The organism is Neorhizobium sp. DAR64862/K0K3, assembly GCF_050500185.1.
GTDB lineage: Bacteria > Pseudomonadota > Alphaproteobacteria > Rhizobiales > Rhizobiaceae > Neorhizobium > Neorhizobium soli.
Genome location: NZ_CP191449.1, coordinates 3,229,271 through 3,242,500, shown reverse-complemented (window position 1 = coordinate 3,242,500; position 13,230 = coordinate 3,229,271). Strand labels below are relative to the sequence as shown.

General features: G+C 59.7%; 11 protein-coding genes (1 of these 11 running past the window's edge). 9 read left to right on the top strand and 2 right to left on the bottom strand.

The window, feature by feature from the left end; translation table 11 throughout:
- The 5 genes from ACQY1L_RS15700 to ACQY1L_RS15680 all read left to right on the top strand — a co-directional run.
- Window positions 1-511, top strand: the 3' portion of a protein-coding gene (locus ACQY1L_RS15700) for a phosphoribosylaminoimidazolesuccinocarboxamide synthase (protein ID WP_430244003.1). 437 nt of this gene lie to the left of the window's left edge; 511 of the gene's 948 nt are visible here — the last part of the coding sequence; its start codon lies beyond the left edge, outside the window; it ends in the stop codon at window positions 509-511.
- Window positions 512-559: 48 nt separating this feature from the next.
- The gene (locus ACQY1L_RS15695; protein ID WP_062463649.1) at window positions 560-1,162 is read left to right on the top strand and encodes a TetR/AcrR family transcriptional regulator; all 603 of its coding nucleotides are present in this window, start codon (window positions 560-562) and stop codon (window positions 1,160-1,162) included.
- A gap of 145 nt (window positions 1,163-1,307) precedes the next feature.
- Entirely contained in the window at window positions 1,308-2,501 is a 1,194-nt protein-coding gene (locus tag ACQY1L_RS15690; RefSeq protein ID WP_062463646.1) for an efflux RND transporter periplasmic adaptor subunit, read from the top strand.
- A gap of 66 nt (window positions 2,502-2,567) precedes the next feature.
- Window positions 2,568-5,678 (top strand): efflux RND transporter permease subunit, encoded by a 3,111-nt coding sequence (locus ACQY1L_RS15685; protein WP_062463643.1) that lies wholly within the window; start codon window positions 2,568-2,570, stop codon window positions 5,676-5,678.
- 112 nt (window positions 5,679-5,790) lie between these two features.
- Window positions 5,791-7,239: an efflux transporter outer membrane subunit gene (locus ACQY1L_RS15680; RefSeq protein WP_062463641.1), complete on the top strand. Its 1,449-nt coding sequence runs from the start codon at window positions 5,791-5,793 to the stop codon at window positions 7,237-7,239.
- Between the two features lie 129 nt (window positions 7,240-7,368).
- On the opposite strand, the gene efp is transcribed toward ACQY1L_RS15680, so the two are convergent.
- Complete coding sequence (gene efp, locus ACQY1L_RS15675; protein WP_062463637.1) at window positions 7,369-7,938, bottom strand: elongation factor P; 570 nt, start codon at window positions 7,936-7,938, stop codon at window positions 7,369-7,371.
- Window positions 7,939-8,100: 162 nt separating this feature from the next.
- Here efp and epmA point away from each other — a divergent pair, with 162 nt between their 5' ends.
- Window positions 8,101-9,171 carry an EF-P lysine aminoacylase EpmA gene (gene epmA / locus ACQY1L_RS15670; RefSeq protein ID WP_430241677.1) on the top strand — a complete coding sequence of 357 codons (1,071 nt, stop codon included), beginning with the start codon at window positions 8,101-8,103 and terminating at the stop codon, window positions 9,169-9,171.
- Window positions 9,168-10,214, top strand: a complete 1,047-nt coding sequence (locus ACQY1L_RS15665; protein ID WP_430241675.1) for a lysine-2,3-aminomutase-like protein — start codon at window positions 9,168-9,170, stop codon at window positions 10,212-10,214. The genes epmA and ACQY1L_RS15665 overlap by 4 nt, the downstream gene beginning before the upstream one ends.
- Window positions 10,215-10,255: 41 nt before the next feature.
- Here the strand turns inward: ACQY1L_RS15665 and ACQY1L_RS15660 are convergent, their stop codons facing one another.
- Window positions 10,256-11,341: a glycoside hydrolase family 5 protein gene (locus ACQY1L_RS15660; protein ID WP_430261894.1), complete on the bottom strand. Its 1,086-nt coding sequence runs from the start codon at window positions 11,339-11,341 to the stop codon at window positions 10,256-10,258.
- Window positions 11,342-11,633: 292 nt separating this feature from the next.
- Here ACQY1L_RS15660 and purU point away from each other — a divergent pair, with 292 nt between their 5' ends.
- The gene (gene purU, locus ACQY1L_RS15655; RefSeq protein ID WP_184655637.1) at window positions 11,634-12,518 is read left to right on the top strand and encodes a formyltetrahydrofolate deformylase; all 885 of its coding nucleotides are present in this window, start codon (window positions 11,634-11,636) and stop codon (window positions 12,516-12,518) included.
- Between the two features lie 486 nt (window positions 12,519-13,004).
- Window positions 13,005-13,202 (top strand): hypothetical protein, encoded by a 198-nt coding sequence (locus ACQY1L_RS15650; protein WP_062576904.1) that lies wholly within the window; start codon window positions 13,005-13,007, stop codon window positions 13,200-13,202.
- Window positions 13,203-13,230 lie beyond the last annotated feature (28 nt).

Sequence of the window (13,230 nt, the reverse complement as noted above, 5' to 3'; positions counted from 1 at the left end):
GGCATTCGACGGCGGTCATGACGAACCGCTGACGCCGGATGATATCATTGCGCAGGGACTGCTGACGGCCCAACAGTGGGAAACACTGTCGCGCTATGCGCTGGCATTGTTTGCTCGCGGCCAGGAACTCGCGGCAAAACGCGGCCTCATTCTTGTCGATACGAAATACGAGTTCGGCACCGACGCGGATGGTACAATCATTCTCGCCGACGAAATCCACACGCCCGACAGCAGTCGTTACTGGATTGCCGACAGCTATGACGACGCCTTTTCAACCGGCGGCCGTCCAAAAAGCTTCGACAAGGATTTCATCCGCTCTTGGGTGGTCGAACGCTGCGATCCCTACAAGGACGATATTCCGGAAATCCCGGCCGATCTGATCGAGGAAACGGCCAAGGTTTACCGAACCGCGTATGAAACGATCACGGGCGCGCGTTTCGTGCCCGATGAGAGCGGCGAGACGGTGCTGGCGCGCATTCGCAAGAACCTCGAGCCGTATTTCGGTACTTGATCAGCAGCAGTCTCCGGGCGGTATCGGCGGCACACACTTGAGGACATCGTGCGAAGACCAAGGCGCAAGGCGGAAGAGACAAAAGCGGATATCCTGACAGCCGCCGAAGCGTTGCTCAGGAAGAAGGGTTTTGCCGGCTTTTCGATCGCCGACCTTGCAGCCGAATTGCAGATGTCGCCCGCCAATGTCTTCAAGCACTTTCAATCCAAGACGGTGCTTGCGGATGCAATCTGCGACCGGCACACCACCAGGATGATCGGTCGCTTCGACGCGAAGGACGATTCCGTCCCGGCGCCGGCGAGGCTGGGGCTTGTCGCGCGCCGCCTGATGGACGCGCATCTGGCCGATATCAGGGATAATCCGCTGTTTTTCGAAATGCTGGCCATGATGGCAAGTACCGACCTGCCCAGCGGCCGGCATTATCGAAAGCTCATCGAGGATCTTTTCGAAAGCGTCGTTCGCCACGGCTTCGAAACCGGGGTCTACAAGTCCGCACCGGAAAGTACCATCGGGCGGAGCGTTGCCCCTTGCTTTGCAGGGGTCCTCCACCATGTCTTTCTTATACATGCCGACGAGGCGGAGCTGCATGCCCGCTGCGACGGACTTGTCGAACTCGTGAATGCTGCACTGCAAAGCCCGCTTGCAAAGTGACGATAAGTGAATTACGTCACTTCGAGGCTGGGCTGTGGCGGTTCCGCTCCTTGCCATGCTTCCTCCCGCTTCTTGTGGGTTAACCTGTCCCTCCCGAGGAAATCCGGTTCTTCGGAATGCGCAACGACCGGCCCTGGATCCAACGATGACCCGTCGCAAACTGCTTCTCCCCCTCCTTTTCACGGTCTTGCTCGCCTCCTGCAGCGATTCCGATCAGCAGACCGCAAACGCTCCAGCCGGCGGCGCACCTCAGAAGCCGCCGCAGGCCGTCAGTGTCGTCGTCATGCAAAAGGCCGAGCGGCCGATTACCTCGATTTTGCCGGGCCGCGCCGTTGCATTCCAGACGACCCAGATCAGGCCGCGTGTGACCGGCGCCATTCGTGAGATCAGCTTCAAGGAAGGAAGCGAAGTCAAGGCGGGCGACATCCTCTATCAGATCGAGGACAATCTTTACGAGGCGACCGTCGCGCAGGCGAGAGCGAGCCTTTCCAAGGCCGAGGTCAGCATCCCGGCCGCGCAGGCAAACCTCACCCGCTACGAGCGGCTGGTCAACAGCGGCGCGACGCAGATCGAATATGAAAATGCGAAGGTCACCCTGCTGCAGGCCCAGGCCGATGTGGCGCAGGCGCAGGCCGCTCTGCAATCGGCCGAGATCGATCTCGACCTGACCAAGATCAGGGCGCCCTTCGATGGCGTCACGACCATCTCCAATGTCAGCCTCGGCAATATCGTCACCGCCAACCAGACCGACGCGCTGTCGACACTGCGCAAGCTCGATCCGATCTATATCGATCTCATCGATTCCAGCACCAATCTCCTGGAGCTTCGTGCAGCCTTTGCGTCCGGCCGGGTCACCGGCGATCCGCGCAACGCCGAGATCCGATTGCGGTTGGAGGACGGCAAGGCTTACGAACCTGCCGGCAAGCTCGACATGTCGGAAATGGCTGTCAGCGAAACCACCGGCACGTTTCAGATCCGTGCCGTGTTCCCCAACCCGGACAATATCGTTCTGCCCGGCATGTATGTGCGTGCGACGGTGACGCTTGGCAACGAAAACGGCTATCTGATCCCGCAGCGTGCCGCGACCCGCAATGCCCGTGGTGAACTGACGGCGAAATTCGTTGGCGCGGACAACAAGGTGGAAACGCGGACCTTCACGGTCAGCACCACATCCGGCAACAACTGGCTGGTCACCGACGGCATCGCGGACGGCGATCGCCTGATCGTCGACGGGTTCCAGTGGATTGCCGACGCCGCCGCCGTCCAGCCTGTCGAAGTCACGGTCAACGAGCAGGGATTTACAGTCGAGAAGCCGAAGGTTGATGCGCCGAAGCCGTAGAGGTTGAGGTCCGCATCCCGCAACAACGCGAAGAACGCCGCCCCGAATACGGCAAGGAACAAGTGAATGGCCCATTACTTCATCCGGCGGCCCGTCTTCGCCTGGGTTATTGCGATCGTGATCATGCTCGGTGGTGCGCTTGCCATCACCACGCTGTCGATCTCGCAATATCCGGATATCGCCCCGACCACGGTGCGCATTTCTGCCAGCTATAACGGCGCCAGCGCCGAAACCGTCGAGAAATCGGTGACGACGATCATCGAAGACGGCATGACCGGACTCGACGATCTCACCTACATGAACTCGTCGTCGTCAACGGGACGCGCGACCGTCACGCTGACATTCGGCAACTCGATCATGCCTGATATCGCCCAGGTTCAGGTGCAGAACAAGTTGCAGCTGGTACAGTCGCAGCTGCCTGACGTCGTGCAGCAGTCCGGCATCGAAGTCTCGCGCTCCACCTCCAGTATCCTGATGGTCGGCGCGCTCGTGTCGTCGGACGGCAAACGCAGTTCGGTCGATCTCGGCGACGTGTTCTCGACCCAGATCGAAGATCAGGTGAAGCGCCTGGAAGGCGTCGGCAGCATCAATATCTTCGGCTCAGGCTATGCAATGCGCGTCTGGCTCGATCCCTTCAAGCTGCAGAAATACCAGTTGACGTCGGCCGACGTCACATCCGCGATCGAAGCGCAGAATACCCAGGTGTCCGTTGGTTCGCTCGGGGCGCAGCCCGTGTCGGAAGGTCAGCAGCTGACCGTCACCATGACAGCCCAGAGCCAGCTGACCACCGTCGACGACTTTGAACGGATCATCCTCAAAGTCGGACAGGACGGCGCCACGGTCAGGATATCGGATATTGGCCGTGTCGAGATCGGCCAAGAAAGCTACGGAGGCAGCTCCCGCTTTAACGGCAAGCCGGCGGCGGGCTTTGCGGTCAACCTTGCGACGGGCGCCAATGCGCTTGATACCGCCGAAAGGGTAAAAACCGCCCTCAACCGGGTCGAGCCGACGCTTCCCGAAAATGTCAGCATCACCTATCCCTACGACACGACGCCGTTCGTCGAGCTGTCGATCGAGAAGGTCATTCACACGCTGATCGAGGCGATCGTTCTGGTGTTCGTGGTGCTTCTGGTCTTCCTTCAGAACCTGCGGGCAACGCTGATCCCCATGGTCGCCGTTCCGGTGGTGTTGCTCGGGACATTCGGCATCCTGGCGCTGACGGGCTATTCGATCAACACGCTGACCATGTTCGCCATGGTGCTGGCGATCGGCCTTCTCGTGGATGACGCGATCGTCGTCGTCGAGAACGTCGAGCGCATCATGGACGAGGAAGGTTTGTCGCCGCTCGAGGCGACCGAAAAGTCCATGCACGAAATTACCGGTGCCATCATCGGCATCGCGCTGGTTCTGACGGCCGTGTTTATTCCGATGGCCTTCTTCGGTGGGTCGACGGGCATCATCTATCGCCAGTTCTCGATCACGATCGTCTCCGCGATGCTGCTTTCGGCCGTGGTCGCGATCGTGCTGACGCCGGCGCTTTGCGCGACGATCCTGAAGCCGGTCAATCACGAGAAGAAGAACAAGGGTATCGGCGCCTGGTTCAACCGCGGCTTCGACAAGACGACAAACGGCTATGTCGGATCGATCGGGTATCTTCTGAAGCGGCCGCTGCGCGTCATGCTTCTTTTCGCACTGATTGTCGGCGGTTGCGGTCTGTTGTTTTCAAGGCTCCCCAGCTCCTTCCTTCCTCAAGAAGACCAGGGCGTTCTGATGGTGCTCGTCCAGACTCCGAACGGTTCGACGACCGCCAGAACCGAGGAAGTGGTCAAGCAGATCGAGTCCTTCTTCCTCAACGACGAGAAGGACAGTGTCGCTTCGGTGTTCGGTGCGATGGGCTTCAGCTTCAACGGCACCGGCCAGAACAATGCGATGATCTTTGCCAAGCTCAAGGATTTCGACGTTCGTACCGAGCCGCAGCAGGAAGCGGCCGCCGTTGTGCAGCGGGCTCAGCGCCATTTCTTCGGACTGCGTGACGCGCAGGTGTTTGCGCTTCTGCCACCAGCAATCCAGGGCCTCGGCAATTCCAGCGGCTTTTCGATGTACCTTGTCGACAGCGGCAACAACGGCAATCCCGCTTTGACGAGCGCATCGCAACAGCTGATGCAGATCGCCGGCAGCAACCGCAATATCGGCTCGCTGCGCAGCAACTCTCAGAGAACCGAAACGCAGCTGCAGATCCTTCTCGACCAGGAGAAGCTGGGTGCGATGGGTGTCGACCTCGCTTCGGTCAATTCGATGCTGACGACCATCTTTGCCGGTCGCGACGTCAATGACTTCACGCTCGAGAACAAGCTGAAGCCCGTCTATGTGCAGGGTGATGCGCCTTACCGCATGCAGCCGGAAGACCTCAAATACTGGTTTGCGCGCAACACCGGCGGCGAGATGGTCCCGTTTTCGTCCTTCAGCACCGTCCAGTGGAACACGGGCACGCCGCAGCTTGCGCGGTTCAACGGCGTCAGTGCCATATCGCTTGACGGCGCGACCGGCGCCGGCGTCAGCACCGGTCAGTCCATGGACGAGATGGAGAAGCTGACTGCGGCATTGCCGGGTGGCTACTCAGTGGCCTGGCAGGGCATCTCCTATCAGGAACGGCTGTCTGGCTCCCAGGCTCCCATGCTTTACGGCCTGTCCGTTCTGATCGTATTCCTCTGCCTTGCGGCACTTTATGAAAGCTGGTCGATTCCGTTCTCGGTCATTCTCGCGGTTCCGATCGGTGTCCTTGGCGCATTGGCTGCAGCCTATCTCCTTGGCCAGTCGAACGACGTCTACTTCAAGGTCGGTCTTTTGACGACGATCGGATTGGCGGCGAAGAACGCCATCCTGATCGTCGAATTCGCCAAGGATCGTCAGGAGACAGGTATGGGCGTGCTCGAAGCGACCCTTGAGGCCGCAAGATTGCGCCTCCGTCCGATCATCATGACGTCGCTTGCATTCATTCTCGGCGTGGTACCACTTGCGATCGCAACGGGCGCCGGCTCTGCCGCTCAAAACGCCATCGGCATCGGCGTGCTGGGTGGTATGCTTTCTGCAACACTGCTCGGAATTTTCTTCGTTCCGTCCTTCTTTGTTGTTGTGCGCCGGTTATCAAAGCGTGAAAAACAAGTGAAGACAGTGTGAATCTGTTAACGGATTGCCAGCATCGAATCGCCGCTCGTCTGAGCGGGAGGCTGTGCAGTGATTTGCTCCGCTGTTCGCGGGGCCCCTTTCTTAAGCGTTTCGGGACAAAGATATGACATCCATTCGCGTAGCCGCCCCTCTCGTCATGCTCCTCCTTTCCGGCTGCGTGGTCGGACCGAACCATCAGGCCCCGGAAGTGTCCCTTCCTTCGAAGTTTGCCGAGGGTGCGCAGACGAGCAATGGCGACGTTTCCATGAAGGCTTGGTGGACGGCGTTTTCCGACACGCGCCTGAACGGCTACATGCAGACGGGCCTGTCGCAGAACCTCAGCGTTCTTCAGGCCCTGGAACGCATCAATCAGGCCCAGGCGTCCGTCGTCAGTGCCGGCGCCGGCGGTCTTCCGTCGCTCGATATCGATGCGCAGGGCGAGCGCAGCGGCACGAAGGACATCGGCGGGCGGCTCGGTCCAACATCGACCGCACCGCAATCATCCGCCGTCGGTGGAGCCAGCGCGTCCTGGTTCCTGGATCTGTTCGGTCTCTACCGCCGCAGCAAGGAATCGGCTCTTGCCAGTCTCGACGCCGCCTATGCAAGCGTCGACGTTGCGCGCCTGAGCCTGCTTTCGCAGGTTGCCGCAGCCTATATCGATGTGCGCTACTATCAGGAGCGTATCGCGATCACCAAAAAGAACCTCGGTTCTCGCCGTGAAACGCTTGATCTCACCAAGCTTCAGCTGGAAGCCGGTGCTGCCTCCAGACTGGATGTTGTTCAGGCCGAAGGTCTTGTAAACTCGACACTGTCAGAGCTGCCAGGTCTCGAGACCCAGTATCGCACCGCGGCGCATCGCATCGCGACGCTTCTCGGCATGCCAGCGTCCACACTGCTTCCTGAACTGCAGCGCGGTGCCCGCCAGCCGGTCGCCCGCTACAGCACCAAGACCGGCATTCCCGCCGACCTGATCCGCAATCGACCTGACATTCGTGCGTCCGAACGGCAGCTTGCCGCAGCCGTTGCGCAGATCGGCGTTGCCGAAGCACAGCTCTATCCGGCGATTACGCTCGGTGGCTCCATTTCGCCATCCTACACCCGCGTTGCCGGAAGCGGCGAAAGTGGCATCCTGTCCTGGTCCTTCGGTCCGGCCTTGTCTCTTCCGATCTTCGACGGCGGCGCCCTGCGTGCCAACGTCAAGTCGTCCGAATCGTCAGCCCGCGAAGCCTATCTGTCCTGGAAGCAGACGGTTCTCGATGCCGTCGAGGAAGTCGAGAACGCGCTTGCCGCCGTTGCCCGCGATGGCCGCACCGTGGCAGCGCTCCGTGCGACCGTGAAATCCTACGAGGAAGCTCTGCAGCTCGCAACCGCCAGCTATCGTGATGGCGCCTCCTCGCTGCTCGACGTTCTCGACGCGCAGCGCGAAGTCTCCACCGCCCAGGCAAGTCTGGCCCAGGCCGTACAGCAGATGGCGCAGGACTATGTCTCGCTCAACGTCGCACTCGGTGGCGGTTATGCCTTCGGGTCACCGACGGCACAGGTGGCCTCCGCCAAGCTGGTTCTGAAAAACTAAACAGCGAAACAGGATGGACGGGCCGGTTCGCCGGCCCTTTTCTTCCCGCAGGATCGCCAGACAACAAAAAACCTCCGAAGCCTGCGGCTCGGAGGTTTTTTTATGCTCGAATGAAGCCTGATGCTTCGATCAGTTCTTGGCGCGCTCGACGTAGGAATTGTCTTCCGTGGCAATGACGACGCGGGTGCCGGTATCAACATGCGGCGGAACGGCCGTGCGGATGCCGTTCGACAGGATCGCCGGCTTGTAGGAGGACGATGCTGTCTGTCCCTTCGTGACCGGCTCTGTCTCGACGATCTCGAGCGTGACGTGACGCGGCAGCTGCAGCGCGAGCGCGATACCTTCATGCATAGACAGGACGCAGGTCATGCCTTCCTGCAGATACGCCTTCTGGTCGCCCATCGTATCCACGTCCACGACGATCTGATCGTAGTTTTCCGGGTTCATGAAGTGGAAGCCTTCGCCGTCTTCATAGAGGAACTGGAAGTTGACGTCTTCGACGAAGGCGCGCTCGACCTGTTCCGTGGTGCGCCAGCGTTCCGACACCTTCACGCCGTCAACGATGCGACGCATGTTGACCTGGGTCACCGGAGTGCCCTTGCCGGGGTGGAAGTTCTCGGCGGTGAGAACCACATAGAGCTTGCCGTCGACGTCGATGACGTTACCCTTGCGGACGGAAGATGCGATGACCTTGACCATTTGAATTCCTTGTTGGCGTGCCGGCTTGTAACTGCCGGGAATGCGTCGTAGAGGACCGGGCGATAACCGGCCTGAAGGACGGATGATCTGTTTTCCGGGCAACTACCGCAAAAACGCGCAAAGTGGAAGCCTTGCGGGCAAGAACCCGCGAAGAAAGCCGAAATGAGCCTGTTTCACTCCGAAGCCCGATCTGCCCCATGGTGGACACCGGAAAGCCACGCCGACCGGCGGCCTTTCCTCATGGGCCGCAACGCGCTTCAGACAGCGCTGCGGGGTTTCTTCGGCAAAGCGGATTTCATAGAGGTCGACACTGCGACCTTGCAGGTATCGCCCGGCAACGAAACCCACCTTCATGCCTTTGCGACGCAAGCCCTGACGATCGACGGCAGCGCCTCGCCGCTTTACCTGCACACCTCGCCGGAATTTGCCGCAAAGAAGCTGCTTGCAGCCGGCGAGAAGCGCATCTTCACCTTCGCGCATGTCTATCGCAACCGCGAGCGCGGACCGCTGCACCACCCGGAATTCACCATGCTCGAATGGTACCGGGTTGGCGAAACCTACGAGCAGTTGATGGCCGATTGTGCCGACATGCTGAAGCTTGCCGCCGAGACCACGGGCACGAAGCAATTTGCGTTTCGCGGCATGAAAACCGACCCCTTTGCCGACCCTGAAATCGTGACGCTGGCGGAAGCCTTCCTTCGATACGCCGGGATCGATCTGCTTTCCTCCGTCGAAACCGATGGCACGACAGATCGCGAAGCGCTCGCAGCCGAACTGACCCGCACCGGCCTTCGGGTTTCGGAGGACGATGCTTGGGCGGATCTGTTCAGCAAGGTCTTGGTCGAGAAGATAGAACCCCATCTCGGTCAGGGCCGCGCGACGATCCTCTGCGAATATCCGATCTCCGAAGCGGCCCTCGCCCGACCCTCGGCCCGCGATCCCCGCGTGGCCGAACGCTTCGAGCTTTACGCATGCGGCGTGGAACTGGCGAACGCTTTCGGCGAATTGACCGATGCGGCCGAGCAGCGCCGTAGGTTCGAGCACGACATGGCGGAGAAGGCGCGCATCTACGGCGAGACCTATCCGATCGACGAGGATTTCCTGTCAGCGCTTTCGATCATGCCGCAGGCAAGCGGTGCAGCGCTGGGCTTTGATCGCCTGGCCATGCTCGCAACCGGCGCGACCCGCATCGACCAGGTCATGTGGGCGCCCGTCGCCGAGGTTCTGCCGTGAGCGTGGCGCGTACCTTGAAAACGCCCGAGGAACTGGCCGATGCAGGTCTGATTGCGCAAGACCGTCTCGACGGGATCCGTGCCGTCGCCGGCAGTTACGCGATCGCGCTGACGCCGACGGTCGTTTCGCTGATCGACCCGACCGATGACGCCGATCCGATTGCACGACAGTTCGTGCCCGACGCGGCCGAGCTTGTCAGCACGCCGGACGAGCGGGCCGACCCGATCGGCGACGCGGCGCATAGCCCGGTCAAAGGCATCGTCCACCGCTACCCGGACCGCGTCCTTCTGAAGGCCGTGCACATCTGTCCTGTTTATTGCCGTTTCTGCTTTCGCCGTGAAATGGTTGGACCGCAGGGGGATGGAACGCTTTCGCCGGACGAACTAACGGCCGCGCTCGACTACATCCGCACTCATGAGGAAATCTGGGAAGTCATCCTGACCGGCGGCGATCCGCTTGTCCTGTCTCCGCGCCGGCTTTCCGTGATCATGGCTGGATTGGCTGAAATCGAGCATGTCAAAATCGTGCGCTTTCATACGCGCGTGCCGGCGGTCGAGCCCGAGCGGGTGGATGCGCCGATGATTGCGGCCCTGAAGGAAAGCGGCAAGACAATCTATGTGGCGCTCCACGCCAACCATCCCCGCGAAATGACTGAGGACGCGCGGGCTGCCTGCGCAAGGCTGATTGACGCCGGCTTTGCGATGGTCAGCCAGACGGTCCTGCTCAAAGGCATCAACGACGATCCGAAAGTGCTCGGCGACCTGATGAAGGCTTTCGTCGAAACGCGCATCAAACCCTACTACCTGCACCATCCGGACCTGGCGCCAGGCACAGGCCATTTCCGGCTCGATATCGCCGAGGGCCAGAGAATCGTTTCGGCTCTGCGCGGCACCATTTCCGGACTTTGCCAGCCGACATATGTGCTCGATATTCCGGGTGGCCACGGCAAGGCGGTCATCGGCGAAAGCGCTGCACGTGCTGACAACGGCTGCTATTCGGTGAGCGATTTCCGCGGCAACGAACACACCTATCCGCCGGTGTGAATTCCGTCCGCGTTCGATGATTCACGTGAAATACCGAGAGCTTAACGCCCGCAGGAAGCATTCTCCGACATCGCTTTCAGAAGCGTTGCCATCTGCGGCTTGTCGACCGTGCGAACCGGCTGGATGTTAAGGATCTCGTCTTCCGGCCACCAGTCACCGGCTGCCCAATAGGCCCAGCCCAGCCACGCATCCGGGTTGCTCTCGACGACCTTGACCATATCGACCAATGCCGACTGGCATTCCGGCTGGCGCGGAACGGCAAACTCACCCAGCAGGCCACGCCGGTTGTTCTGCTTCAACCAGGTGCCGACGTCGGAGAGCGCCTTGACCGCATCAGCGGCACGCGAGCATTCGTCATTCTTGCCGGAGAAATCCTGGTCAAGATACTGGTGCACCTCGAAAACGTAATTGTTCTGCGGGTCGACGATCGCCGACATCGCCGCGGCGTTGGTGGTGCCGTAATCGCCGGCAGACCAGCTATGGGCGCCGGTCCAGGCCGTGCCGGGAACAAGGATCAGACTGGCGGACCCGGCCTGCCGGATGGCTGCGATCGCACCGTTGGCGGCGGACACCCAGTCTTCGGCTGCAATACCATGCGGTTCGTTCATCAGACCGAACGCTATGTCTGCCTCTGTGCCAAACCGTACCGAAAGCCTGCGCCAAAAGTCGGCGAACGCGCTTTGCGGAACGTTGTCCGTCCCGATCAGATCACCCTTGTAGCGAGCGTAGTTGTGCGGATCGAGAATAACGACCATCCCGGCTTTGCGTACGAGCTCGACAGTAGCCGCAAGCCGCTTGGCCTCAGCCCGATCGAACGACGCATAGAGCTTGGGCTGCAACCTTTCCCATAGAAATGGCAGCCGAACGGCCGTGAAGCCCTTGCTTGCAAAATAGCGGATCGTTTCGGCTGAAGGGTAAGTGTAGCCTTTACCGTAGGCATCGCCAACCTTGCCGAATTCGGCACCGGCGAGATTGATGCCCCGCATACAGGTCGTGGCAGCGGAAACCGGCTGCGTCGCGAGACTGGCCGCACCGATCAAGGCGATACCCCTCAAGGCAATGCTTCTGAGGTTTCTACCCAACCAGGCCTTACCCTGAAACCGCCCCGCATCTCTAGCCACCAGCATTCCTCCCGTATCTTACAAAATCCGACGAAATAAATATTCGAAAATATTGAATGACAAATGCGCGGCGGACCAAGCGCCGCGACGGTGATCAACGCGTGAAAGGCGCAAAAGGACCGGAATTTTTGACGTCCTTGCCTAAGCTGCTGTTTGTAAGGGTGGAACGTTCCATTGCTTTGAGCCGGAACGGAAAAACGCCTCCGTATTTCTGTTGTTTCCTACGCCATCGGATATGGTCCGCCGGCGTGGTTATGTCTACAAGGATTTCCGCCAAGTGCAGACCAAGGGGTTATCGATGAAAAGCTATGTACTGACCGTCACCTGCCGTTCCACGCGCGGCATTGTTGCTGCGCTTTCCGGCTTTCTGGCGGAACAGGGCTGCAACATCATCGACAGCTCGCAGTTCGACGATCTGGATACCGGACGCTTCTTCATGCGGGTATCGTTCATCTCGGAAGAAGGCGTCGGACGCTCCGCACTTTCCGAAGGTCTCAAGCCCGTCGCGGATAAGTTCGAGATGGAATGGGACATCTTCGATACCGAAGAACGCATGAAGGTGCTTCTGATGGTGTCGCGATTCGGCCATTGCCTCAACGACCTTCTCTACCGCTGGAAGATCGGCGCGCTGCCGATCGATATCGTCGGCGTCGTCTCCAACCACTTCGAATACCAGAAGCAGGTGGTCAACAACGATATCCCCTTCCACCACATCAAGGTGACGAAGGAAAACAAGCCGCAGGCAGAGGCGCAGTTGCTTGAGGTCGTGGAGGCAAGCGGTGCCGAACTGGTGGTTCTGGCCCGTTACATGCAGGTTCTGTCGGATCAGCTGTGCCAGAAAATGTCGGGCAAGATCATCAACATCCACCACTCCTTCCTGCCCAGCTTCAAGGGTGCAAACCCTTACAAGCAGGCGTATCAGCGCGGCGTGAAGCTGATTGGGGCGACAGCCCATTACGTCACTGCCGATCTCGACGAAGGCCCGATCATCGAGCAGGACACGGTGCGCATTACCCACGCGCAATCGCCCGACGATTATGTCTCGCTTGGCCGTGATGTGGAAAGCCAGGTTCTGGCCCGCGCGATCCATGCGCATATCCACCACCGCACCTTCATCAACGGCAATCGCACGGTGGTCTTCCCGCCGAGCCCCGGCTCCTACGCCTCCGAGCGTATGGGGTAATCCATCCGAGTCATCTAATGCTTTGATCCGACTGTCGGTTTACCGACGGTCGGCGCAGCGCCGGATAACAACGTGTCACAATAACTTTAGCCGGTCTCATCTTGTCGCAGACGAGGCCCGCACCTATTTCCTGGCTTGTCGAAGGACAGGCCATCGCGAATGAAATTTCACATTTCCGCCGCGATACTGTCATCAGACAGAAAAATATTTCCTTTAAAAGGATTTTCGTTGATCGCATTCTGCGAGTCACCTAAAGTCCACTTTCGATCGACGGACGTTATCCGTCGGCATTTTACGCAACGCCATGAGGGAGAGTGACATGATTAAACCTGCTTACGTCGCCGCCTGCGGTCGGTTCGCGTATAAGATGCTAGGCACGGAGCGTAGCTCCCTTCCGTGCTGTCGAATGTAGACCTTTCAGTTCTTTCGTTCCTGAAAATCCATTCGCCAGTGCTGCGCTTTAGGCAGCAAACGCGGGAGCATGCCATGCAAAAGCAAGTTATAGAATTCGGCGGCGAGCCCGTCGGTATCGTTATCCCGGATGAAGACCGGTTGAAATTCATTGCCGTGAAGTTTCACGTCATCGATCTCGATGAGCAGCGTTTCAATTCGCCCGACGAAGTGAAACTGGCCATCCGTGACCTGGTGCGTGCACGCGCCCAGGCACCGACGGCGCTTGCCTGATCAAACCTGATCGTCGAGACAGAAAAGC

Bases quoted from the DNA above. Each gene is read 5' to 3' on its own strand.
- ACQY1L_RS15690 (WP_062463646.1), top strand. From the start codon at position 1,308: ATGACCCGTCGCAAACTGCTTCTCCCCCTCCTTTTCACGGTCTTGCTC.
- ACQY1L_RS15685 (WP_062463643.1), top strand. From the start codon at position 2,568: ATGGCCCATTACTTCATCCGGCGGCCCGTCTTCGCCTGGGTTATTGCG.
- ACQY1L_RS15680 (WP_062463641.1), top strand. From the start codon at position 5,791: ATGACATCCATTCGCGTAGCCGCCCCTCTCGTCATGCTCCTCCTTTCC.
- efp (WP_062463637.1), bottom strand. From the start codon at position 7,938: ATGGTCAAGGTCATCGCATCTTCCGTCCGCAAGGGTAACGTCATCGAC.
- epmA (WP_430241677.1), top strand. From the start codon at position 8,101: ATGAGCCTGTTTCACTCCGAAGCCCGATCTGCCCCATGGTGGACACCG.
- ACQY1L_RS15660 (WP_430261894.1), bottom strand. From the start codon at position 11,341: ATGCTGGTGGCTAGAGATGCGGGGCGGTTTCAGGGTAAGGCCTGGTTG.
- purU (WP_184655637.1), top strand. From the start codon at position 11,634: ATGAAAAGCTATGTACTGACCGTCACCTGCCGTTCCACGCGCGGCATT.
- ACQY1L_RS15650 (WP_062576904.1), top strand. From the start codon at position 13,005: ATGCAAAAGCAAGTTATAGAATTCGGCGGCGAGCCCGTCGGTATCGTT.